This window comes from Streptomyces sp. NPDC059743 (genome assembly GCF_042732975.1).
Classification (GTDB): domain Bacteria; phylum Actinomycetota; class Actinomycetes; order Streptomycetales; family Streptomycetaceae; genus Streptomyces.
On the sequence record NZ_JBHWGS010000019.1, the window covers coordinates 159,116 to 181,786 of the forward strand.

The 22,671-nt window shown below is 67.2% G+C and carries 14 protein-coding genes, 2 tRNA genes and 2 pseudogenes; 5 read left to right on the top strand and 13 right to left on the bottom strand.

The features are described 5' to 3' along the window. Positions 1 to 35: 35 nt before the first annotated feature. The 5 genes and pseudogenes from ACFV6H_RS30385 to ACFV6H_RS30405 all read right to left on the bottom strand — a co-directional run. Positions 36 to 493: pseudogene (locus ACFV6H_RS30385) on the bottom strand (galactose oxidase-like domain-containing protein); the annotation flags it as partial. After that, positions 460 to 1,325, bottom strand: a pseudogene (locus ACFV6H_RS30390) (hypothetical protein); the annotation flags it as partial. The pseudogenes ACFV6H_RS30390 and ACFV6H_RS30385, both read right to left, overlap by 34 nt. 316 nt (positions 1,326 to 1,641) lie before the next feature. Beyond that, positions 1,642 to 7,890 carry a DNRLRE domain-containing protein gene (locus tag ACFV6H_RS30395; protein ID WP_385548545.1) on the bottom strand — a complete coding sequence of 2,083 codons (6,249 nt, stop codon included), beginning with the start codon at positions 7,888 to 7,890 and terminating at the stop codon, positions 1,642 to 1,644. 1,158 nt (positions 7,891 to 9,048) lie between these two features. Then, the gene (locus ACFV6H_RS30400) at positions 9,049 to 9,552 is read right to left on the bottom strand and encodes a hypothetical protein (RefSeq protein WP_385548548.1); all 504 of its coding nucleotides are present in this window, start codon (positions 9,550 to 9,552) and stop codon (positions 9,049 to 9,051) included. Between the two features lie 623 nt (positions 9,553 to 10,175). After that, a tRNA-Lys gene (locus ACFV6H_RS30405) sits at positions 10,176 to 10,249 on the bottom strand. Positions 10,250 to 10,429: 180 nt separating this feature from the next. On the opposite strand from ACFV6H_RS30405, the gene ACFV6H_RS30410 reads away from it, so the two are divergent. The 4 genes from ACFV6H_RS30410 (at position 10,430) to ACFV6H_RS30425 (ending at position 15,429) form a co-directional block, all read left to right on the top strand. Then, positions 10,430 to 11,920 carry a peptidoglycan-binding protein gene (locus tag ACFV6H_RS30410; RefSeq protein ID WP_385548550.1) on the top strand — a complete coding sequence of 497 codons (1,491 nt, stop codon included), beginning with the start codon at positions 10,430 to 10,432 and terminating at the stop codon, positions 11,918 to 11,920. An 11-nt stretch (positions 11,921 to 11,931) separates the two neighbouring features. Further along, positions 11,932 to 13,776 (top strand): SPFH domain-containing protein, encoded by a 1,845-nt coding sequence (locus tag ACFV6H_RS30415; protein WP_385548553.1) that lies wholly within the window; start codon positions 11,932 to 11,934, stop codon positions 13,774 to 13,776. 142 nt (positions 13,777 to 13,918) lie between these two features. Continuing rightward, positions 13,919 to 14,506 carry a lytic polysaccharide monooxygenase gene (locus ACFV6H_RS30420; protein ID WP_093602418.1) on the top strand — a complete coding sequence of 196 codons (588 nt, stop codon included), beginning with the start codon at positions 13,919 to 13,921 and terminating at the stop codon, positions 14,504 to 14,506. 434 nt (positions 14,507 to 14,940) lie between these two features. Beyond that, entirely contained in the window at positions 14,941 to 15,429 is a 489-nt protein-coding gene (locus ACFV6H_RS30425; protein ID WP_384778307.1) for a phospholipase, read from the top strand. Positions 15,430 to 15,532: 103 nt separating this feature from the next. Here the strand turns inward: ACFV6H_RS30425 and ACFV6H_RS30430 are convergent. The 6 genes from ACFV6H_RS30430 to ehuB all read right to left on the bottom strand — a co-directional run bounded on the left by ACFV6H_RS30430 (position 15,533) and on the right by ehuB (position 19,684). Beyond that, positions 15,533 to 15,606: transfer RNA gene (locus ACFV6H_RS30430), tRNA-Lys, on the bottom strand. Positions 15,607 to 15,687: 81 nt separating this feature from the next. Next, on the bottom strand, positions 15,688 to 16,455 hold the full coding sequence (locus ACFV6H_RS30435; RefSeq protein ID WP_385548557.1) for an IclR family transcriptional regulator: 768 nt from the start codon (positions 16,453 to 16,455) through the stop codon (positions 15,688 to 15,690). 182 nt (positions 16,456 to 16,637) lie between these two features. After that, positions 16,638 to 17,426, bottom strand: a complete 789-nt coding sequence (locus tag ACFV6H_RS30440) for an amino acid ABC transporter ATP-binding protein (protein WP_385548560.1) — start codon at positions 17,424 to 17,426, stop codon at positions 16,638 to 16,640. Then, a complete protein-coding gene (gene ehuD, locus ACFV6H_RS30445) occupies positions 17,416 to 18,033 on the bottom strand; it encodes an ectoine/hydroxyectoine ABC transporter permease subunit EhuD (RefSeq protein ID WP_384986513.1) in 618 nt (205 codons plus the stop codon). Before ehuD ends, ACFV6H_RS30440 begins: the two co-directional genes overlap by 11 nt. Positions 18,034 to 18,065: 32 nt before the next feature. Further along, positions 18,066 to 18,740 carry an ectoine/hydroxyectoine ABC transporter permease subunit EhuC gene (gene ehuC / locus ACFV6H_RS30450; RefSeq protein ID WP_385548563.1) on the bottom strand — a complete coding sequence of 225 codons (675 nt, stop codon included), beginning with the start codon at positions 18,738 to 18,740 and terminating at the stop codon, positions 18,066 to 18,068. Continuing rightward, positions 18,737 to 19,684, bottom strand: a complete 948-nt coding sequence (gene ehuB / locus ACFV6H_RS30455) for an ectoine/hydroxyectoine ABC transporter substrate-binding protein EhuB (RefSeq protein WP_385548566.1) — start codon at positions 19,682 to 19,684, stop codon at positions 18,737 to 18,739. The genes ehuC and ehuB overlap by 4 nt, the downstream gene beginning before the upstream one ends. 49 nt (positions 19,685 to 19,733) lie before the next feature. Here ehuB and ACFV6H_RS30460 point away from each other — a divergent pair, with 49 nt between their 5' ends. Then, the gene (locus tag ACFV6H_RS30460; protein ID WP_384778294.1) at positions 19,734 to 20,231 is read left to right on the top strand and encodes a DUF3830 family protein; all 498 of its coding nucleotides are present in this window, start codon (positions 19,734 to 19,736) and stop codon (positions 20,229 to 20,231) included. Here the strand turns inward: ACFV6H_RS30460 and ACFV6H_RS30465 are convergent. Together ACFV6H_RS30465 and ACFV6H_RS30470 are read right to left on the bottom strand one after the other, a co-directional pair. Further along, positions 20,228 to 21,715 (bottom strand): amidase, encoded by a 1,488-nt coding sequence (locus tag ACFV6H_RS30465; protein ID WP_385548570.1) that lies wholly within the window; start codon positions 21,713 to 21,715, stop codon positions 20,228 to 20,230. The genes ACFV6H_RS30460 and ACFV6H_RS30465 overlap by 4 nt on opposite strands. Continuing rightward, positions 21,708 to 22,658 carry a D-2-hydroxyacid dehydrogenase gene (locus tag ACFV6H_RS30470; RefSeq protein WP_385548573.1) on the bottom strand — a complete coding sequence of 317 codons (951 nt, stop codon included), beginning with the start codon at positions 22,656 to 22,658 and terminating at the stop codon, positions 21,708 to 21,710. Before ACFV6H_RS30470 ends, ACFV6H_RS30465 begins: the two co-directional genes overlap by 8 nt. Positions 22,659 to 22,671: the final 13 nt, after the last annotated feature.

Below are 22,671 nucleotides of genomic sequence, written 5' to 3' on the forward strand. Positions count from 1 at the left end.
CGCGCGGTACTAAGCAGTCGCCTAAGACCAAGCGGCTACGGGATCTCCACCCACACGCCCTCGGACGGCGTGCCCTTCTCGTCCGTGACGAAGAGCATGTACCAGCCCGACGGGACCAGCGCGTCGTTCCGCTGCTCGAAGACGCCCGGCTTGGTGTTGGCCTGGTCGGAGTAGAGCGGATCCGAGCCGAAGATCAGGACCCGGCCGTCGGGCAGCAGGACCGAGCCCGAGTGGTAGTTGCGCCCCACCGCCGGTCGGCGACCCGCTTGTACGTCGCCGACTCCGGGTCGTACAGCCGCGCCTGGAGGACGTCCGAGCCGCCGCGCCCTCGGTAGTCCTCGGAGCCGCCGGTGATCAGTACGGAGTCGTCGGGCATCAGCGAGGCGCTCGGATAGCGCGTGCCCTTCTCCAGCGCCGGCCCGTCCTTGAACCGGGGCTCCAGGTCCTTGAGATCGACCAGCCGTGACTTCTCGCTTTCGCGCGGTGGGCGCCCTTGGGCTGGTTCCACTTCGCTACGCCCTTGCGGGAGAAGTGGTGCACTCCGAGATGGGCGCAGACCTTTTTGACGGCCGGATCGTCGCCCTCGTCCAGCAGCCAGACATGCATAGCCCTCGGTGGCGGATCCTGACCGCCGCCTCCAGTGTCTTCGTCACCATCTCCAAGGGCTCCTTGCCCGGGACGAAGGAGGTGAGGAAGGCCACGCGGGTGCCGCTCTCCGGTACGACGGGAACGGGATCGCGTGCCACCAGCGTCGCGTGCGCGTTGGAGAGGACATTCATCGTACGGAACAGCTCGATCAGCCCGATCGAGACGAGCATCACGATGTCGAGGACGAGAAGCGTGTCGTTCTTGAGGTTCGGATCGCGCTCGGTCCAGTGCTGAGGCTGCATCAGCCAGGCGAAGAGCCCGAGCGAGAGCAGCGGCGCCGCGCCGAGCAGCAGGGCGGCCCGGATACGGTGCGGCTCCTGGGAGAGCAGCGAGCGGTACTGGGCGGTGGGCGCGTACTGAGTCGTGATCGATCCGTGGATTCGCCCGTGTGCCGGGGCTTGATCAGGTGGATCGTCTTGCGTGACGAGGCCAGCGGGTCGGCCTGGACGGGCGGCAGGTTTACGAAGAAGGCGGTGATCTCTCTGATCGCCTGGTCGTCCAGGCGCTTCTCCTTGACCTTGACCAGGAGCTTGCGGACCTGGGCGGTGACGTGGTTGTAGGGCAGGGTGATGGCGTGCTTGATGCAGGTCGAGAGCCAGTTGGCCAGCTGGAGGCCGTCCAGCTCGACCTGGTTGGGGTGCGCCGGCTCGCCCAGTTGTGCATGTAGCGGATGAGATCGAGCTCGGTGTAGCCCACGTCGCTGGTCAGGCCGATCTCGCGGCAGCCGCCGAGGAGCTTGTGGTCGTCAAGCTTGGAGAGGCTGGCCTCGTCCTTGAGCTCCTTGCGTTTGCGCAACTCGAGGACCGTCTCGTCAGAGGTAGTTCAGGGCGGCGTCGAAGTGAGAACGAGAAACCTGGTGCGCCCCTGACAGTGACCAGTTCCCGGATGTTCGACGGGGTGGCGTGCGATCGCACGCCACCCCGCTTGCCGTAACCTCTTTCCTCAGACGAGGATAGAAATTACGTGTACCGCCAGCTCTACAGGGTCATTGCGTTAGACCCATTGCCCTTTCCCCTTGTTCGCTTTCAATTTATGCTTCTTGACCTTGTCTTTACAGAAGCGGCATGCGGTCTCTTTGGCCTTCCCGTAGGTCCAGGCCGTGATCTTTGTGCCGAGGCTTCTTCCGACCGTATTGTTGTACTGGTCGGTCCTGGAGTCCCGCTTTGCCGCATCACTTTTTCCTGCAGCCTTCTCGTGGGCATTGCCAAGAGCCTTGGCCAGATATGAACCGACCGCCCAGGTCAGCATCGCCTGCCAAATGCAGTGGCGGTATGCATTCTGTTTCGGATCGGTCGCGTACCTCTTCTTGGCTTCACTTAGGGCCCAGCGTGTGATGTAGGCCATGTCTGCACACCACAGCAAGAACAGGGCACATATCGCAGCCTCTGGAATGAGTCCGCCGATGCTGTAGTTTCCGCTGATGTCGTAGCAGTTCACCGGGTCGGCGAAGCAGTAGTCGTAGGAGCTGGCGTTGCCTCCGAGGACTCGGTCGACGGAAAGGAAGCGTCCTGTGGCCGAGTCATAGAGGCGCACCCCCATGAGCGTGACAGTGCTTGGGGTCTCGGAAGAGCGCTGCTTTCCGCCGAGCCAGCCGTAACGGGCGGGATCCGTTCCGGGCAGGCGGTTGCCGTACTCGTCGTAGCTGTTGACGACGGGAGTGGTGGCGTCCACCAGGGGAATTTGGGTGGTTATGTCACCGTGGATGTTGGCGAGTTGGAGGACTACGTCACCAGTGGTGCCAGTGGTGGCGATCAGATCCCCTGTCAGGTCTGTCAGGGTTCGGGTGATTTTGCTGTCGCCCTCGCTGATCCACGTGGGGTTGTCTCCGTCTGCCCCGTAGTGGTTGCGCTTGGTCGCCGTGGTCGCCCAGGTCCCGTTGTCGTCCTGGCTCTCGGTCGTGTGCGAGGCGAGCCTTCCGACTGCGTCCAGGTTCCAGGTGGTGCGCTCTCCGCGTGCCGTGATCTGGCGGACCAGGTCGTTGGCGTAATAGGCGTTCTGGGCACCGCTCGTCTGGGCAGTGGTGCGGCCGAAAGCGTCATAGACGGTGCCGGCGGCAATCAGCCGGTCGGCGCTGTCGTAGGCGGAGTTGACCGTCGTGGTAGTGGGGGCTCCTCCATCGACGTCGTCGACTGCGGTCACCAAGGACGTGCGGTTGGTGTTGTCGTCAAACCCGTAACTGCGGTGGGTGGTGACGCCGGTTTGGGTGTCATCGGCCTTGGTCAGGCGGCCGGCTGCGTCGTAGGAATATTCCTGGTACGCACCGCCGCCGGTGTAGGTGGTGCGGGATACGACCTGGCCGTGAATGTTCTGGCTGATCGATTCACCCTGGACGGTCCATCCCGACTCCCAGTGCCAGTAGCGTGAAGTCTCGCTACCCGTGGGGTCAAGGTTGAATTCGACGTCCATGTTCCAGGGCAGCTTTTGCTTGTAGAGGCGGCCGTCAGAGTCGTAGGAGCCGGTGACGTCGCCGATGGTTCCCATGACTGAGTCGTGCATCCGGGTCGGCAAGCCGCTCAGGCTTTCGTAGCTGTACGTAGTTTCCGAGGGGGACGAGTCGGATCTCCGGGTCACTCGGTCACTGGCGTCGTACTCGGTACGCGTTATGTTGCCTGCGCCGTCGTCATACGAGATCTCACGGCCGAGCTTGTCGGCGACGTGGCGAACTGTGGTAACCCCATCAGAGACGCTGGCTACCTGCCCGTTCTCAGGATCGTACGTGATGGTCTGAGTCGGTACTGCGGTGCCGACTCCCCCGCTGATCTGATTCTGCTTTCCTCGCCCGGCCGCGTCGTAAGTGGTCACAGTGGTGCGTGTGGCGCCGTTGCCGGTTTCGGTGACCTTGGTGACGTTGCTCCAGCGGTCATATTCGAAGGTCTTGGTGGGCAGCTCGTCGGGGTTCGAGCCCCCTCCTGTGATTTTTCCTGCCGGGCCGCTGGAGCACAGGAGGTCTGCCCATTCCGGACGCCCTGAACAAGTACCACTCCCGCTGGCAGACCAGTACTGGGACACGATTGTCCCTGCATCTGTCCCGTTGGACTTGGGCTGAATGTTCTTGATGGTTCGGCCCTGGGCATCGAATACGGAAGAACGGGTCAGCTTGAGCCCGCTCGGGTCCGTAACCGTGCTGGTGGGAAGACCCTTCGCCCAGTCGTAACTGGTCGCAGTGGTACGGATGTCACCGTCGTTCGGGTAGCCCTCGACAGATGCACCGGTCGTGGTCGTGGTCGGCTGGTCAAAGACCAGAGCAGACCCATCGGTGGGACGGCCTTCGTCGTATCGGGTAACGGTGTGTTCACGTGCGGGCACCTGGGTGCCTGCCGGAATGTTGGGGCTGTCGGCGTCGCCCTGGAGCTGCTTGGTCAGGGTGACCAGGTGAAGCGGTCCGTACTGTTCCAGCTGCCGCCTGCCGTCCGCAGAATATTTTGCGACCGTGGCCAGCTTGTACGCTCGTTCAGCCGACGAATCGGCGAGAATGCCAAGTTCGCTCTGCGTGTTGACCTGATAGTCGGCATTACCGAGCGCAAGCTCTCGGTTGGTGGCCCCCAACTCGAAAACGACGTTGCCGAACGGGTCGTACTGAGTGGTGGCCAGGTGTCGGCCGGGCAGGCCGGTGTTGACCTGGAGTCCGGAGGCGTTGGTGTAGGTAGTGATCGCCTTGTCGTAATCGCCTGCGCCGAGGCCGCTTCCGCTGTGGGAAGCGGGCACCTGGTCGGCGGGGAAGATGGCGGTGGCATCTGTCGGCGTATCCGTCTGTCCCCACGACTTGGCGTCGGACGGAGAGACTTGGTTCGGCGCCGCGGTGCCGGAGAGCGGAACATCATAGACAAGGGAGACGGTCCCGTTGCCGCCGTCGGTCTCGTCCTTGCTGCCCGGCTTCAGCGTCGGCCGTGACACCGACAGCAGCATGCCGTCGCCGGCCACGGCGCTGGAGCCCGCCTTGCCGTACTTGAACGTCCACGGCAGCTCGCTCGACATGGTCTGGGTAACCACACGGCCCGCGCTGTCGTAGGTGTAGGCCGCCTTCAGCACCGGGGAGACCCGCGGGTCCCACTGCTCACGCAAGCGTCCCGAGGCGTCGTAGGCGTAACTCGATATCACCGTGGCGGTGGCGCTCGTCGCGCCGGGGTCGGTGGACCACAGGCGGATGCGGGAGACCTGTCCGGCGTAGTCGCCCAGCGTGCTACCGGTCGCCGTGGTCGTGGTGGCGTACTGGTACTCCAGGATCCGGCAGCCCTTGGTGGAGGGGGTGCTCGCGCAGGTGTCGTTGCTCACCGCCGAAGTGGGAGCGATCGCATACTTCGGGCGGGCCAGTACGGTGCTGCCCACGGTGACCTTCTCCGAGATCAGAGAGGTGGTGGAATTCTCCGTCGAGAGAGAACTCTTGGAGAACTGCCAGGTCGTAGCGGCCGCGTCGATCTTGGTGAACTGCGAAGTGGTACCTTCGGTGTCCTTCAAGGTGAAGGAACCCGTCAGACTGCCGGTCAGAGTCAGGGCCTCAGCCCCTTCCTCAGGCCTCCAGCCGCCGCCGCTCGTCGCGGTGAACCCGGTCTCTTCACCGTCTATGTCCACCACCGCAACAGAAGTGTTCGAGGTCTTCCGTATATACAACGACTCGGTGGCGGAGAGCTCCGCGGCAGTGCCTGCGGTCCATTGCGGACCGAATATGGCGACCTGTCCTTCCTGCTGGCCGCCGTCTGCAGGACGGCGTGATGACGCGGTGCGGCTGGCGGTCAGGCCGAATTCCGAACTGTCGGTCGCGGACAGGACGAAGTCACCGGTGAGCATGTTCACATCGCCCGGACCAGCAGTCTGGGTCGGCGCAGCCCCCGCATTGCGGTCCACGGTGATGGAGGTGGCGGGGGAGGCGTCGGTGCTCGTGCCGTCGGTGAAGACCGCGCGGACGTCGATCGGGCCGTCCTCGGCGAGGCTGTCGGTGATGTTCCACACCAACTCCTCGGGCAGGCCGCCGGTCACCGCCGCCGGCCAGGCGGGGAAGGCCGAGTTGTCCGCCTTACGGCGCACGTCGGCGACGGGGACGTCCTTCCAGGTGTCGGTCTCACCGCGCCGGTACTGGTAGCGCACCCCGGTGTCGATGGTCTTGCCCTGGCCGGTCAGCACGGTCCGCCGCGCCGGGCGGTCGCCTTGGGCCGGGGTGAGCAGCGCCGCACCCGAGCCCGCGTAGAAGGTGAAGGTGGTGGTACCGGAGACGTTGCCGGCGGCGTCCTTGGTACGGGCGGTCAGGATGTGCTTGCCCGCGCGGAACGCCGGTTCAGCTGTCACGGCCGTGCCCGTGGTGGCGATCGACTGCCAGGCTCCGCCGTCCAGCTGCCACTGGACTTCCTTCACGTCCGTGGTCGGCGGGGTAAGGGTAAAGCTGCCGGTGAAGTCGCCGCTGCTGTCCGGAGTGCCGGCCCACTGCCCGGCGGGGAAGTCGGTAGATGCCACCGCGGTCGTGGCGGGGGCGGTGGTGTCCACGGTCAGGGTGCGGAAGGCCGACCAGGCGCTGGTGGCAGAGCCGTCACCGGCCCGCACCCGCCATTTGTACGAGCCTGCCGCAAGCGCGGCGGGGGTCCAGTTGGCCTGGGCACCGGAGGCGACCGCGGCGCTGCTGCCGGTGCGCAGAGCGGACATGCCGGTGGAGGTCCACACCTCGTAGTCGAGGGTGACCTGCGAGCCGTCGCCGTCCAGGGCCTTTGCCGACAGCGTCGGGGTGGTGTCGTTGGTGGCGGCCGCACTGGCCGGGGCTATCAGTGTCGGCACCCCGGGAACCGAGTTGTAGGTGACCGACAGATAGGGGGTGCTGGAAGCGGCGTTGCCGGAGTTGAACCGCTTCCAGCCGTATGGGTCAGCCTCGTCCGTGGCCCGCAGCCCCAGGTGGTTGGTGTTGCTGCCGTTCGCTGCCCACGCCTGGGCCAGTGAGGTCACGTCCGCGCTCACCCAGCCGTCGTTGCAGGCACTGGAGAAGCCCTTGGTCTGGGTACTGGTGGCGTACTTCGTCCCCCAGGTCGGCTGCGCCGTCCACCGCGAGGAGGTGCTCGCGGCCCCGGTGGACCACACCTCCCAGTCCTTGGCCGTGCAGGACCACGAGTGGTACTCGAACAGGTTCAGTTTCGCCGCGGTGACCTGCTTGCCTGTGACGTTCTTCATCGGGAACGACAGGAACGACCGCGCCACCTGCGAGGAGCCGTTGTTGCCGAGCTTCAGGTCCGTCGAGGCGGACTGGTCGGTGGTGTACCCCTCCTGGACGAAGGTGTCGAAGCTCGCCCCCACGTTGATCGCGGGGTCGATCGTCACCGGGAACTGCGTCGAGGCATCGGCCAGGAACTTCGCGTCCGGCGTCAGGGTCAGGGTGACGGTGTCGCCGTTCTGCGCCACCTTCACCGCCACCGACGCGGTGTGTGTGCGCTCGCCGGACTTCTTATCCACCTGCGCGTCCCACATCACCGGCGCGGGCAGGACCCCCACGGCCTTGCCCCTGGCGTCGGCGAAGGAGACCGAGCCGTCCGCGTTCGCCTTCGCAGTCAGCCCCTTGGCCGTCAGGCTGTAGGCGATCGCACCGCTCGCGTCCACGGCGGAACGTTCCTTCAGCTCAAGGAACTGCTCATAGCCGGTCCGCGTCGACTCGATCAGGAGGTCTGTCGAGGGGAGGGCGTTTCGATAGCGGGCAATGTTGTTCTCCTCGCCCTCGATCGCCGGCGTGGGCAACGCTCCGTACCAGCCCAGCTGCAGTTGCTGCCCGGTCCGGCCTTCCAGCGTCACCAGGGGAACACCGGCCGAACCGGTCTTCTCACCAACGCTCTTCAGCCCCTTGGGGGCCGCGCTCTTGCCGGCCAGACGCAGCCCGTGCGGATGCCGCCGAGCCCCGACCGAACCGTCCGACAGCTTCTCCAGGGAAACATCGACGTTCTGCCACGCTCCCTGGTCGTCCCGGAACCGGATCGGGCCGACGTACGCCTCCTCGGTCACCGAACCGTTCGGGTTCACATACACCGTGGACGTCTCGGTACGGGCGTCCAGCGCCTCGATCCGACGGTTCTGGATCTTCGCTTTCAAGCGGGCGGCAGCCACCGACCCGGCAGTTGCCGACCCGAGGTCCTTTGGTGGCTTGCCCTTGTCGGCAGGGGCGGCTTCAACTCCCACGCCCGCTGCCACATTGGCGGTTCCGACCATCACGGCGGACTCGAACGCCATCGCCAGCACGACTGCTGCAACCACCGGGCGCAGGCGTCTCAGCTGAGTCAAGGGAAGGAAGGGCTGGACGGACGGTGCGTCCGGTCTCCGCCCTGGTCTGAGGAACGTGCCTATCAAAGCTCACTCCTTGCGACGGTGCGGGTGTATCCCGCATTCACACGAAGATCTTCACACGTAGCGCACAGGTGTCAATGCGTTCCGTAGCGGGGCGAGCACCTCCCCCACCGGAGAGGTACTCGCAGCGTCCTGCGCGAACCTTCGAGTCGCCAGGCATGCAAGAAGGGGCATTCATGACGATATTGATCACCCCGGGTACGCGATACGCGCCGTCAATTTTTACTAGACCTTTAGTATCGCCACAGGTCCTCCGGGCATGGAAATGCCTGTATAAATCCTTACACTGCATCAGATCTGTCTGTTTCACGCACTGTTGCTTCTCCTGGCACAGGGACTGGCCCCGGAGGGTGGGCGAGGTCGGAGATGGCTGTGACGCGATCGGTGGGGGAGGGTGGCCACCTGGCGTGACGACGCGGCGGAGTCCGTCCGTGCTCTTGGTGTCTGAACGTGCCAAGGGATGGCTTGCAGGATTTGAGCGGAACGTCGCTGTCGCCGCAACGCGGGCGGCGCTTCACCCTGGCTGTCCAGTGATGGACTGACAGTCCTGGATGCGTGAATGGTCCCCCCCACCGACTGTGGCCCTGGGGGCCGCATCGGGCACCGGTTCGGTAGAGGTCCGCACAGACCCCGCAGGAGACTCGCAGCAGCCTCCGGCCCTCCTTTGCCGCTGCCTCCGAAGTTGCCGCCTCAGGAGGAACTCACCCGTCTTGCCGATGCTCTGGAACGGAAAGACTCGTGATCATCAGCCAATAAGGGAACGCCCTGCGGCAGGTCCGTGGGGCCAAGTCGACTGGCCGCCGCGCGAGTTCGGTTGAGGCGGCTGAGAGCGCGGCCACCCCGTTCGGGATGCTATGCAGGCGGCCTCACCAGCGGAGACAGAGGCGGATCTTCCGGGAGCTGTAGCCCTTATCGGCGATCACCTGGTCGGGCCGGTCCCGCGGGCGGGCCCGACCCAAAGGGCATGCGGGCGCAGGCGTTACAGCCCGGCAGAACGAGGCCCCGGTCGGCCGTTCGTCGCAGTACAGATGGATCTCGAGGGCGTGCGCAAACTGGATACCCAGACCCCGGCTCCCTCTGCATAGCGGGTCGGCTTCAGTCCGAGCAACTGGTCGTAGAACCGTCTGCCGGGGAGGTGATGGCCACACGGTAGCCGGATCCAGAGCTGAATTCAGGCCCGGGCTTGCGCCCTTCCATATCGAGGATTTCCGCGGTCAGGAAGTAGACCTCCAGCGTCGTCGTGCTGTCCCCCTTGCCGAGGGTGAAGCACAGATCCGCAGGCCGTTCTACTGTCGACGACTTCGCGTAGGCCTGAGACAGCTCCCAGCCATCGCGCTTCGCCGCCGCCCGGTAGTACGGGATCACTTCGGCCTTGTCACCGGGGAATACGTAGGTCCGGTTGGCGAATACCCACGCATCGCCGCTGTCCGCCCAGCAGCCGGAGTCAAGATCCTCGAAGCCCTGAGGTGCGACGGTTCCTTCGGGCCGGGAGTCGAGGATGTCTTGAGACTCCAGCTCCTTGACCCGGCTCTCGGTGTTCTCGCAGCCTCGGTCGAGCCCGGCGTCAAGAACGGAGCATCCGGTGAGAACTCCGGCCACTGATGCAACCGTCAGCAACAGCGCGGCACAACGGCCGGTCCCCGCACGAAATGCCAAGCCGACTCCTGTGGTTGGGATGTCAATATAGACGGACCTACGCCCCGGCACGAAGAGTGCATGGCCGGTCACACTAACATGCTTTCTCCAGGCTGGGCGGCTGGTTCACACAACCATCGGACCAGGGACGTCGCCTCCATTAGGCGCGTATTGAGTCGTGATCAATGGGTGGTCCTGGCGAGGTTTTTGATCGAGATCACCGAGGCGTGCGGGTGGAGGCCGGCGAGGTAGCTCTCTGGTGTCTTGTCGTATGGCGCTGTCCGCCGCTTCTGAGGTGTGAAGGACAGGAAACAGTGGCCATCCGGTTGCACCCGCCCATGGGGGCATTCCCCCGCGCCGCGTCCATCCAACTGTTCGGACCGCGTGCCCCATTGGAGTCAATGCGTTCAGGATAGGTTGTCCGACCGAGGTCGTGATCGCAAGGGAGAGAAAGGCCGGTTGTCGATCGTTTGGGCGATTTGATAGGCCGGTACGGTCGGTGTGTTGGCGAGCATGCGCCAAAGCGTCACCGGTTGTTGGAACGAGCGAAGCCCCCTCATCCGCGATGAGAGGGCTTCTGCTGTGCGTGCGCCGCCAGGGACTCGAACCCCGGACCCGCTGATTAAGAGTCAGCTGCTCTAACCAACTGAGCTAGCGGCGCCTGCTGACCTGGAGAACTCTACCGGACCGGGAGAGGTGCCCCGACCATTTGATGGCTGTTGCGGCCTGTCGGATTGTCTTTTCTTCCCCTTGATCCGTCAAAATGCGATTTGTCCGGACAGATGGGACACTGGCCCGCCGATCGCATCGGAAAGATCTTGATGAGTGTGGAGGGGAACGCATGACCGTCCCGGTCTTCGAGGAGTACGAGCCGGCTCGCGACTGCGCCTGCGCCGGATGCGCGGAGCGACGGCGCGCTCTGGCCAGGGGCCTGCCGGTGCGGGCGGGCGGCCATCCGGCCGTACACGGCGCCCGGCGGGCACTGCTTCTGGCCACGGCGACGGGCGTCGCTCTCGGTACGACGGGGACGGTCGCGGGCATGGACACGGGAACGGCGTGGGCGGCGGCCGGGCGGCCGGCGGACATGACACGGGACACGACGGCGCTCGCGGCATCGGCGGGCACGGGCGTCCATACGGGCGTGGGCGTACCTACGGGCACGGGCGTGGCCGCCGGGCCGAGTCCGGCGACTCCGCAGGGCGGCAGCGCCCCGCTCTACGGGCGACCGCTGCCGGGCCCCGGATCGCACCGGTACGCGACGGCGCTGCGCAGATCCACCCGGGCCGACATCATCAACCGCGCCAAGCGCTGGGCGTCGGCGAGAGTGCCGTACAGCCTGGAGAAGTTCTGGTCGGACGGTTACCGCCAGGACTGCTCCGGCTTTGTCTCGATGGCCTGGAACCTCGCGGGGAACGAGTGGACGGGCACGCTGGCGCGGTACGGCGTGGAGATCGACCGGGAGGAACTCCAGCCCGGCGACATGCTCCTCTTCCACAATCCGGCCAGCCCGATCAAGGGCTCGCACGTCACGATCTTCGGCGGCTGGACCGACTACACGCACTCCTCCTACCTGGCGTACGAGCAGGCCCAGCCGCACGCCCGTCGCCGGCCCACGCCGATGGCGTACTGGAGCAACTCCGGCCGCTACGTCCCGTATCGCTACCGAGGGCTGGCCGAGAACGATGACGCCAAGGGACGACCGGGCGTGGGCGCGGGGACAGGGACGGGGACGGGCGCGTCGGCGTTGTATCCGGGCGCGGGAGCGTTCGGGCCCGGCGCCAGTAACGCGTACGTCGGACAGCTCGGCCGGATGCTGGTGCGGCGTGGCGGCGGACGTTTCTATGCCCATGGGCCGGGACCTCGGTGGAGCGAGGCCGACCGGCGCGCCACCCAGGCGTTCCAGCGCGCGCAGGGCTGGCGCGGCGCCGAGGCGGACGGGCGGCCGGGCCCGGGAACCTGGCGGTATCTGGTGAAGGGCCTCGGCAAGGACATCCCGGCGGCGGGCGCGGGCGAAAGCGGCGGCCGTCCTGGTGGTGGCGGCCGTCCCGGTGGCGCCGGTGGCGGTGGTGGCGGAGGCGGTACGTCGGGGCGGGTGCCCGCGTATCCGGGCGCCCAGCACTTCCGGCCCGGCAGCAGCAGTACGTATGTCGAGCTGCTCGGCAAGCAGCTCATCAGAAAGGGCTTCGGCAGGTACTACACCTCGGGCCCGGGACGGGTCTGGACCGAGGCGGACCGGCGCAATGTCGAGGCGTTCCAGCGCGCCCAGGGCTGGCGCGGTGCCCGAGCCGACGGATACCCCGGCCCGGGGACCTGGCAGCGACTCTTCGCATGACGGAGGCAAGGATGACGACGACGACCTCGCACCCGAACGACGAGGACCCGGCGCCCGCCGTGCCTCCGGCGGACGGCGGGCGCTCCCTGAACGTTCCGGATGTTCCGGACGCTCCCAACGCTCCGACGCCGGACGGGAGCGGCACATCCGTGTCCGCCGCGCCGCCGGCGCCGTCGGACGACGGGCCCTTCCCGGCGGCTCCGGCCGTCACACCCGGCAGCGGCGGTGGCACGACACCGGCTGTCCGCTCGGCGCGCTCGGTGTTCGGCGCCGAGATGTGGGTACCGACCGCGACGGTGAAGCAGCCGGAGCCGGACACCGCGTCGTCCGCGGATGACGCGGAGACGGTCGAGTACGCCGCTGTGGGCTATTCGGCACCGGATCGGGCACCGACGGGAGGTTCGGTGACCGCGCCTCTCGTCGCGCAGACCGCGCGGAGTTCGGTCCGTACGGGAAGCGCCCTGGACACGGGCGTGGGACCGGGCGCGGGCGACGGACGCGGCGACACGAAGCCGTCCACGTCCACGGACAGAAATGGGGATACGGACCCTGGGCCGACGAAGGACACGGCGAGGGCGGCCGGTCCTGGCGGTGCGGAGGCGGGCGAATCGTCCGTCGAGCCCGCGATCCGCAGGCAGCCGGGATCGACGGGCCGCCCGGGCGGTGGCGACACTCCTCGGTGGAGCCCGCTCATCGTCGGGGAGTCCACCCAGGAGATCCCGGTCCATCTGCTCTTCCGCGACGAGCCGGCCGGTGTCCGGCCGCCCACCGTCGTCGGACGGCGCTTGGGGACCAGTGAGCAGCCTCGGGTACGGCGGGTGCCGCCGCCCGTGCCCGCCGGGCCGGCCGTATCCGCTGTATCCGCCACGCCCGCCGTCGTGCCCGCGTCCAAGCCCAAGCCCGCGCCCGTGGCCGTACCCGCGGCGCCGCTGCGGCCCGCGCCGCCCGTCGATCCACGGCTCGCCGAGCGGCCCGGGCCCGTACTGCCCGGCTGGGTCGCCTCGCTCGTCGGGCTCCTGACGCTGACCGCGTGCGCGGCGCTGCTGTGGTGGGTCGGCGCCGTACCGGACGCGGTGGCGCGACTGCTCGGGCTGCGGCCCGAACCGGACCGTGGCATCGGGCTCGGCCAGTGGGCCCTGCTCGCGTTCGGCGGCACCGTCGTGGTTTTCGCCTTCGGCGGACTCGGCCGCGGCCAGGTCGGCCAGGCCTGGGTGCTGACGCTCTTCGGTGACTACCGGGGCAGTGTGCGCCGTACGGGACTGCTCTGGGTGAGCCCGCTGTTGGTGCGCCGCAAGGTGGACGTACGGCTGCGGCACTGGCGCAGCGAGCCGATGCCCGCGGTCGACTCGAACGGCACCGCGCTGCGGGTCGTCGTCCTGGTCGTCTGGCGGGTCAGGGACACCGTGCGCGCGGCCCTCGGCGTCCGGGACCACGAGGAGTATCTGCGTGAGCAGGTGGAGGCGGCGATGGCGCGGGTGCTCTCCCAGCTGCCCGCCGACGCGTTCCACGACGAGGCGCCGACCCTGCGCAACGCGGAGGCCGTCGGTGACGCGCTCACCCGTATGCTCTCGGCCGAGTGCCGGCCCGTCGGCGTCGACGTCTTCTCCGCGCAGCCGACAGGGATCGAGTACGCGCCGGAAATCGCAGCTGCGATGCAGCGGAGCCGGATCGCGGCGCTCGACGCCAGGCACCGGGACAGTGTGCTCACCTCGGTGGTGGACGCGGTGGACGACACGGTGCGCCGTCTGACCTCGCGCGGGCTGGTCGAACTGGACGACTACGAGCGCAAGGTGCTGGTGAAGGACCTCACCGTGGCCTTCTACACCGGGCGGCAGGGCATCGGCGAGAGGCTGTAATTGGTCTGGACCTGGCTCGTACTTGTTATGGACACGGTCAAGTTCCGTTAATACTCTAGAGCTTGGTCTAGACCGCAGACTGTTCTCCCCTGCACGCGTGCAGTACGGCTCACCGAACTCCCCACGTTCTCTGGAGCGAAGCATGCGAAAGAAGATAGGCGCGGCCGTGGTCGGCCTCGCCGTGGCGGGCGTGTCCCTGCTCGCCACCAGCAGCGCAAGTAGCCACGGCTACACCGACTCACCCATCAGCCGTCAGAAGCTCTGTGCCAACGGCACGGTGACGAACTGCGGCAACATCCAGTGGGAGCCGCAGAGTGTCGAGGGGCCCAAGGGCTTCCCGGCCGGCGGTCCCGCTGACGGCAAGCTCTGCTCGGGCGGCCTCGGCCAGTTCGCGCAGCTCGACGACCCGCGCGGCGGCGCCTGGCCGACCACCAAGGTCTCGGGCGGCCAGAGCTACAACTTCCGCTGGCAGTTCACCGCCCGGCACGCCACGACCGACTTCAAGTACTACATCACCAAGAACGGATGGAACTCGTCCGCGCCGCTCACCCGCGCGGCCCTGGACACCCAGCCGTTCCTGACGGTGCCGTACAACAACCAGCAGCCGCCCGCGACGCTCTCGCACTCGGGCAACCTGCCGTCGAGGTCGGGCCGGCACATCATCCTGGCGGTGTGGACCATCGCCGACACGGGGAACGCGTTCTACGCCTGCTCCGACGTCCAGTTCTGACGACTCCGACCGTTCTGACGGCTCTGACGCGTGGTCAGTAGCCAGTAGCCGGACGAGTCGTAAGAGATCGTAAGAACCTCGGGAGGCGCGGCGCCGTGCGGTCCGCCGCCGCGCGGACCGCGCCTCCCGAGGCACACGCTCCGACGCGCCCGTACGCCTGTAGGCCCGTACGCCTGTACGGCCTGACGCGCGCCCGGTGTCCCGGTGAGGGCCGGCCGGGAACCGGGCAACTGGGGACGGAACCGTCAACTGGAAGCATTCAGAGGCGAGTTCGGTGTGAGAAGGGTTTGCCTCCGCCGGGATTTGGGGGACCATTCCCGCGGCGGTCATCGCGCGTAGACCCGTGCGACAGCCGTGCCCTTCACGCTTACGGCGCTCCATGCCGACCAAGGCAGGGAGCGTTCCCCCCATACCCGTCCGGAGGTTGTTCCGTCATGCGCAGACGTCTGGCTCTTCCGCTCGCCTCGGCCGTACTCGCCCTCGCCGCTTCCCTGTTCACGGCCACCTCGGCCACCGCCGCGCCCGCGGACAAGCCGCAGGTCCTCAGCAGCTGGACCCAGGAGTCCGCCAGCAGCTACAACTCCTTCTTCGCGGCCCGGGGCAACCAGGGTGCCTGGTCGGCCTACGGCTTCGACTGGTCCACGGACTACTGCTCGTCCTCGCCGGACAATCCCTTCGGCTTCCCTTTCCAGAACGCCTGTGTGCGCCATGACTTCGGTTACCGCAACTACAAGGCGGCCGGTACGTTCAGCGCGAACAAGGCCCGGATCGACTCCGCCTTCTACGCGGACCTCAAGCGTGTGTGCGCGAAGTACTCGGGCGCGACGAAGGTGTCCTGCGACGCCCTGGCGTGGACGTACTACCACGCGGTCGACATCTTCGGTGTGAGCCCCATGGTCGACGGCTCGCGCTCGGTCGCCTGAAGTCCGCCGGTGGCCTGAGGCCTGTCGGCAGACTGAGGCCGCAGGACCGTCAGCCTTACGACAACAGGGCCCCTCGCTTCCGCGAGGGGCCCTGCCCTGTCTGTGCGCCGCCAGGGACTCGAACCCCGGACCCGCTGATTAAGAGTCAGCTGCTCTAACCAACTGAGCTAGCGGCGCCTGCCGACTCGAAAATAATACCCGGTGGTCCGAGGTGCTCCGGACCAGGCGCCACGGTTCTGAATCGTCAGTCCTGGACTGTCAGCCCTGGATCGTCAGTGACAGCGCCATCGGGGCCGCTCTGCGGTTCAGCGTCTCCGCCGCCGAGCGCAGCCGGTGCGCGTACTCGACCGGGAGCGAGAGCGCCAGACAGCCCACCGTGGAGCCCGCCGTGAGCGGGACCGCCGCGCAGACCGTTCCGACCGCGTACTCCTGGAGATCGAGCACGGGAACCGTCGGCGGCCGGCTGTCCAGCCGGGAGAACAGCAGTCGCTCGCTGGTGATCGTCCGGGAGGTGAAACGGGCGATCTTATGGCGGGCGAGATGCTCCCGGCGGCCGTTCCGGTCGAGCTGCGTCAGCAGACACTTGCCGATCGCGCTGGCGTGGGCCGTGGAGCGGAAGTCGACCCACTCGTTGACCGCGGGCGTCAGCGGGCCGTCGGCGATCTGGGTGACCTTGATCTCGCCGTCGATGTACCGGCTGAGATAGACGGCCGCGCCCACGGAGTCGCGCAGCTCGTCGAGGGACTCCTGAAGCCTGGCCTCCAGTGCCTGCCGCCGGGCGTGACCCGAGCCGAGCAGCGCCAGCGAGTCACCGATCACATAGGCACCGTCCGCGACCCGCTCCACATATCCCTCGCGCCGCAGCATCGAGAGCAGCGGCGCGAGATGTCCGCTCGGCAGTCCGCTCTCCCGGGCGATCTGGACATCGGTCACTCCGGCGCCGCCGTACTTGGACACGGCCTCCAGAACGCGCAGGACGTACCGCACCGAGTGGAACGGCGCGGTCGGCTCCGGCTTCAACGCCACGGTTCCGCCCTCCCCAGGCCCTGCCTCACGTACTGCCTTGAGTACTGCCTCGTGTCCCGCCTCGCGTCCTGCCTCGTGTCCTGTCAGGCTGTGACCGCGAGCTCACGCTTTTCCGCTCACCACGATAGCCGCGAACAGCCCTGTACGGGCCGCCTGTTGGCCACAGGAAATACGCGAGAGTTTCACAGGACCGCCCCAAGGAACTCGCGCGTCCGTTCGTGCTCCGGCGCCGAGAAGATTCTTTCCGGCGGCCCGGACTCGATGACCGTGCCGGAATCGAACATCAGGACCTCGTCGGAGATGTCCCGGGCGAAGTTCATCTCATGGGTCACACAGAGCATCGTGATGTCCGTGGTGCGGGCGATGTCCCGCAGTACGTCCAGCACTCCGGCGACCAGTTCCGGATCGAGTGCCGAGGTCACCTCGTCCAGCAGCAGGATCCGCGGTCGCATCGCGAGCGCGCGGGCGATCGCCACGCGCTGCTGCTGGCCGCCCGAGAGCTGGGCCGGCTTCGCCTCGCAGCGGTCGCCGAGGCCCACCAGATCGAGCAGCTCACGGCCGCGCGCCTCCGCCTCGTCCCGGCTCAGACCGAGCACCCGGACCGGCGCTTCGGTGACATTGCGCAGCACGGTCATGTTCGGGAAGAGATTGAACTGCTGAAAGACCATGCCGATGTTCTTGCGTATCTCGCGGACCTCCTTGGGGCCCGCCGGAAAGAGCTGGTCGCCGCTGACGGTGATGGTGCCCTCGTCAGGCCGTACCAAGGTCATCAGCAGCCGCAGAATTGTGGTCTTGCCGGAGCCCGACGGGCCGATCAGAGTGACATGTTTTCCAGGCCGTACGGAGAAACAGAGGTCGTCCAGGACGGTGTTCTTGCCGAATCTCTTGGTGACCTTGTCGAAACGGATCAGTTCATCGGTGTTCGCGTTCAGGTTCGGGTTCGGGTTCGTGGGAGGGAGGTCAGCGGACAAGACGGCGCTCCAGGGCTCGCATCAGAAGTGAAGCCGGGTAGGCGATGAGGATGAAGGCGATACCGACCACGGTCAGCGGTTCGGTGTACTGGAAGGTGGACGCGCTCTCCAGCCGGGACTGCTGGAGCATCTCCAGCACACTGATCCCGGCGAGCAGCGGTGTGTCCTTCAGCATCGAGATGACGTAATTCCCGAGCGCCGGCACGATCCTGCGGATCGCCTGCGGCAGGATCACCGCCGTCCAGGTCCGGCCGGTGGGCAGGCTGAGCGCCGTGGCCGCCTCCCACTGTCCGGCCGGCACCGCGTCGATCCCGGCCCGGTAGACCTGCGCCGTGTACGTCGAGTAGTGCAGCCCGATCGCGATGGTCCCGGTGGTGAGTCCGGAGAACTGCACGCCCCACTCGGGCAGGACGAAGAAGAAGAAAAAGAGCTGCACCAGCAGCGGAGTGTTCCGGATGAATTCGGTGACGGCATGGACCGGCCACCTTACGAAACGTGTTTCCGCCCGGAATCCGATCGCCCAGAGAAGACCGAGCGTGAACGAGAGGAGTGAGCCGAGCACCAGCACCTGAAGAGTGAGAAGCAGGCCGTCCCAGAAACGAGGCATGAAGTCCGCGACCGCGGACCAGTCCCAGCCGTTCACCGGGCACCTCCCGATGTGGTGACGATGCCTGTTCCGGCCTTGGTCTTCCGTTCCAGCGCTCGCATTCCACGGGTGAGGACAAAGGCGAGCACAAAATAGATCACCAGCGTCACCGAGTAGATCTGGGCACTCTCCTGAGTGGCCAGCCGCACCAGATAGGCGGCGAACGACACATCGGCCACACCGAGCAGGGAGACCAGCGCGGTGCCCTTCAGCAGTTCGACGAGCAGATTGCAGAACGGCGGGATCATCTCCGGCACCGCCTGCGGCAGCGTGATCAGCCGCAGCCGCTGCCAGGGTGTGAAGTTCAGCGCGATACCCGCCTCGCGCTGTGCCGGAGCCACCGAGTTGAGCGCGCCGCGCACGACTTCGGCGCCGTACGCTCCGTAAGACAGTCCCAGCGCCAGCACTGCCGCCCACATCGGGACGAGCGCCCAGCCGAACAGGCCCGGCATGACGAAGAAGAGCCAGAACATCAGCACCAGCGCCGAGGTGCCCCGGAAGATCTCGGTGTAGCAGCCCGCCAGAAAGCGGACCGGGCGTGCGCGGTGAGTACGGGCCGTTCCGACGGCGAAGGCGACGACGGTGGCCAGCGCGGCGCTGTACAGCGTGAGTTGAACGGTGATCCAGATGCCCGGAAGCATCCACTGTGTCCAGAGGCCGGCTGTCATGCGCACAGCTCCTCTGCCGTCAGCGTGGTCATCTCCGTCTCGGTGAAGCCGAACGGCCGGAGAATACGGAACAGTTCGCCGCTCTTCTTCATCCGGTGGATCTCGGTGTTGACGGCATCACGGAGATCCGTGTCGGTGGGCCGGAAGGCGAAACCGCCGCCGTCGATCTTCTTCTTTCCGTCCACGACCGGAGCGAACGGTTCGGTCGCCTCGGCCTTGCGGCTCTTCTTCACCACGCTCCGGCCGGTGAGCGCCGTACCCGCGAAGACATCGACACGGCCGGACTCGACGGCGTTCAGCCCGGCCACCGGATCCTGGAGAATGACGATCTCCTTCTCCGGCACTCCGGCGGATATCGCATAGTCGATCTCCGCGTAGCCGGTGCCGGTGGCGAATGCCGCTCCGGTCCGCACCACATCCTGGTACGAGCGCAGCCCTTTCGGGTTCCCTTTGGGCACGATGAACGCGTCGAGCATCTGGTATTCGGGATCGGCGAAGATGACCTGGGCGCAGCGCTCCTTGTTGATATACATCCCGGCGGAAACCACATCGAACTGCTGGGAGTTCAGCCCGGGAATCAGCGAGGAGAAATCGGTGGCCACCGGCTGTACGCCCGCGACACCGAGCCGCTTGAAGATCACCTTGGCGAGTTCCACCGCCTCGCCCGTGAAGTCGCCCTTTTCGTCGATGAATCCGTACGGCGCCTCACCGGCGATTCCGAGCCGCACCGTGCGCTGCGACTTCAGCCGGGCGAGAGTGTCACCGGAGGGAATACGGCTGCATCCGGCGGTGCCGACCGTGCCGGCGGCGCCGAGCACCGCCGTACCCAGCAACAGCGAACGGCGTCCCAGGGACGGCCGCTCTGTCGTTTCCGTCGTTTCTGCCGTTCTTCTCTTCTTGTGCTCCGGTGGTGAGGCCATGGCCGCGCGGCTACCCGGCTTCATTCGGATCATGCGTCCTTGACTCGGCCGATCAGACGAGGACCATGGGGACATGACCGACCGATTTGTGACTGTGTCGCTGGACAAGCGCGGGATCGAATGCACCGCGAAACTCCTGGATGACCGGGCTCCGGTCACCTGCGCGGCGGTATGGGAGGCACTGCCGCTGGGCTCGGACGTCTATCACGCGAAATACGCCCGCAATGAGATCTACGCGCTGTTCCCGGCTTTCGCCGCCGAGGAGCCACCGCTGGAGAATCCGACCGTCACTCCCATTCCGGGCGATCTCTGCTACTTCACCTTCTCCGAGACGGAGCTGGGCACTTCGTCGTACGGCTATGACGAGCAGGCCGTGCGCGGTCGCCGTACGGTCGTGGATCTGGCCCTCTTCTACGAGCGCAACAATCTGCTGATCAACGGCGACATGGGATGGATCCCGGGCATCGTCTGGGGCTCGGTGGTGGACGGCCTCGACCGGATGGCCGAGGCCTGCCAGGATCTGTGGCGCGCGGGCGCCATCGGCGAAACGCTCAACTTCCGCCGGGCCTAGTGCTGTGACTGGCTGCTGCCGCCCGGTGCCGGGATTCGCGCCGCGCCCGACTCGTACAGCGCGTGTGCCGCGCGCATGACCAGTGCGTCATGGTGCCGGGCGGCGACAAGCTGCACTCCGATCGGCAGTCCGTTCGCGTCCACTCCGCACGGCACGCTCGCGGCGGGCTGCTGCGTCAGATTGAACGGATACGTGAACGGCGTCCAGCCCGTCCAGCGGTGCAGGCCCGAGCGCGTCGGCGTCTCCGCGCCCGCCTCGAACGCGGTGATCGGCAGCGTCGGTGTGACCAGCAGGTCGTACGACTCATGGAATCGGCCCAGCCGCCGTCCCAGCTCCATCCGCGCGTCCACCGCCGCCAGATAGTCCAGTGCGCTGTAGCGCGCGCCGGTCGCGCAGATCTCGCGCAGCCCGGGATCGAGAAGCTGCCGCTGGTCCTGGTTGAGCGGCTGCACCAGCCGGGCCGCGCCGCTGAACCACAGCGTGTGGAAGGCCTCCACCGGATCGGTGATGTCCGGATCGGCCTCCTCGATATACGCGCCGAGCTCGGCGAGCCGGCTCACCGCGTTCCGTACGGCGGAGGCCACCGCGGGCTGTACGGCGACCTGACCGCCGAAGGAGGCGGAGTACGCGATCCGCAGCCCGTGCACACCGTCGGCCAGTGAGTCGCTCAGGGCCGGAGCCGGCGCGAGCTGCGACCAGTCCCGCCAGTCCGCGCCGCTGATCACATCCAGCAGCAGCGCGGCGTCCGCGGCGTCCCTGGTCATCGGCCCGGCGTGGGCGAGCGTGCCGAACGGGCTGGACGGATAGACCGGCACCCGCCCGTACGTCGGTTTGAGCCCGAAGATCCCGCAGAAGGACGCCGGGATACGGATCGAGCCGCCGCCGTCCGTACCGATCGACAGCGGGGCCGCGCCCAGCGCCACCGCCGCCGCGCTGCCACCGCTGGATCCGCCCGCCGTACGCGAGTGGTCGTACGGATTACGGGTCACTCCGGACAGCGGCGAGTCCGTGACGCCCTTCCAGCCGAACTCCGGTGTGGTCGTCTTGCCGACGAGAACCGCGCCGTGCTCCCGCATCCGCGCCACGGCCGGCGCGTCCTCGTCCCAGCGGCCCTCGGGCCGTACGGTCCTCGAACCGCGCAAGGTCGGGCCGCCGCGCTGGAGGAAGATGTCCTTCACCGAGACCGGCACACCGTCGAGCAGCCCTTGTGGCTCTTTCTTGCGCCACCGTCCCGCCGACTCCTCCGCCTGGGCGAGCGCCGACTCGGCGTCCACCCGGACGAAGGCGTTGACCAGCGGCTGGACCGCCTCGATGCGCTCCAGCACTGCACGAACCGCCTCGACCGGCGAGAACTCGCCCTGTTCGTAGCCGACGAGAAGCTGCCGCGCGGTGAGGTCGGCGAGGCCCTCCGGATCGGAGGGGACGCGCGGGACGTGCGGGGCGTGCGTGGCCTGCGGCTCGGTCCGGTGCGTGTGATCAGTCATGCATGGGGACGTACCCACGTTTCTTGTCCACCACGTTAGGGAGCGGCTTTCCGGCGGCCCAAAGTTCATACAATTCCACGAACTGTGCGCCCAGGCGGTCGCGCCAGCCGACCGTGTCACCGCTCATATGCGGGGACACGATCAGTCCGGGCACGTCCCACAGCGGGCTCTCCGGGTCCAGCGGCTCCTGCTCGAAGACATCGAGCGCCGCGCCCGCGATCCACCGCTTGGACACCGCGGCGATCAGATCGCTCTCCACGACGAGCTGTCCTCGTCCCACATTGATGAAGTGCGCGGAGGGCTGCATCAGCCCGAAGAGCCGCGCGTCGAACATCCCGCGCGTCGCGTCCGTCAGCGGCGCCGCACTGATCAGCCAGTCGGCCCGGGTCACCAGCCGGTCGAGCTGCTCGGGACCGTGCACGCCGGGACGGGCCGTACGGCCGGTGACCGCCACCGTCACTCCCAGTTTCCGCAGCGTCTGGGCCACGGCCCGGCCGATCGGGCCCGCGCCGATCACCACGGCCCTGCTGTCCGCGACCCGGAGCGCCTCGCGATGGCGCCAGCGGCGCTGACGCTGGAGCTCCAGCGTGCCGGGCAGGTCCTTCGCCATGGCGAGCACCAATCCGGCGACATATTCGGCGATGGGTTCCTCGAAAATGCCCCGGGCATTGGTCACGACCGTGTCGGAATCGATCAGCTCGGGACAGAGCAGCCGGTCCACACCCGCGCTCGCGGTATGCACCCAGCGGGGCCGCGGGCCCTTTCCCGGCCATGCGTTCCTTACCGTGTCGGAGGTGAAATCCCACACCAGCAGAACGTCGGCGAGCGGGAGTTGGGCCGCGAGGCCGCTTTCGTCCGAGTGGCGGATACGCGCCTTGCCGGTGAGCCGGCCGAGACGCGGCGGAGGATCCGCCTCCAGAACGAGGAGCGTGGGTGCTGGCATGGCAAGAAGCCCT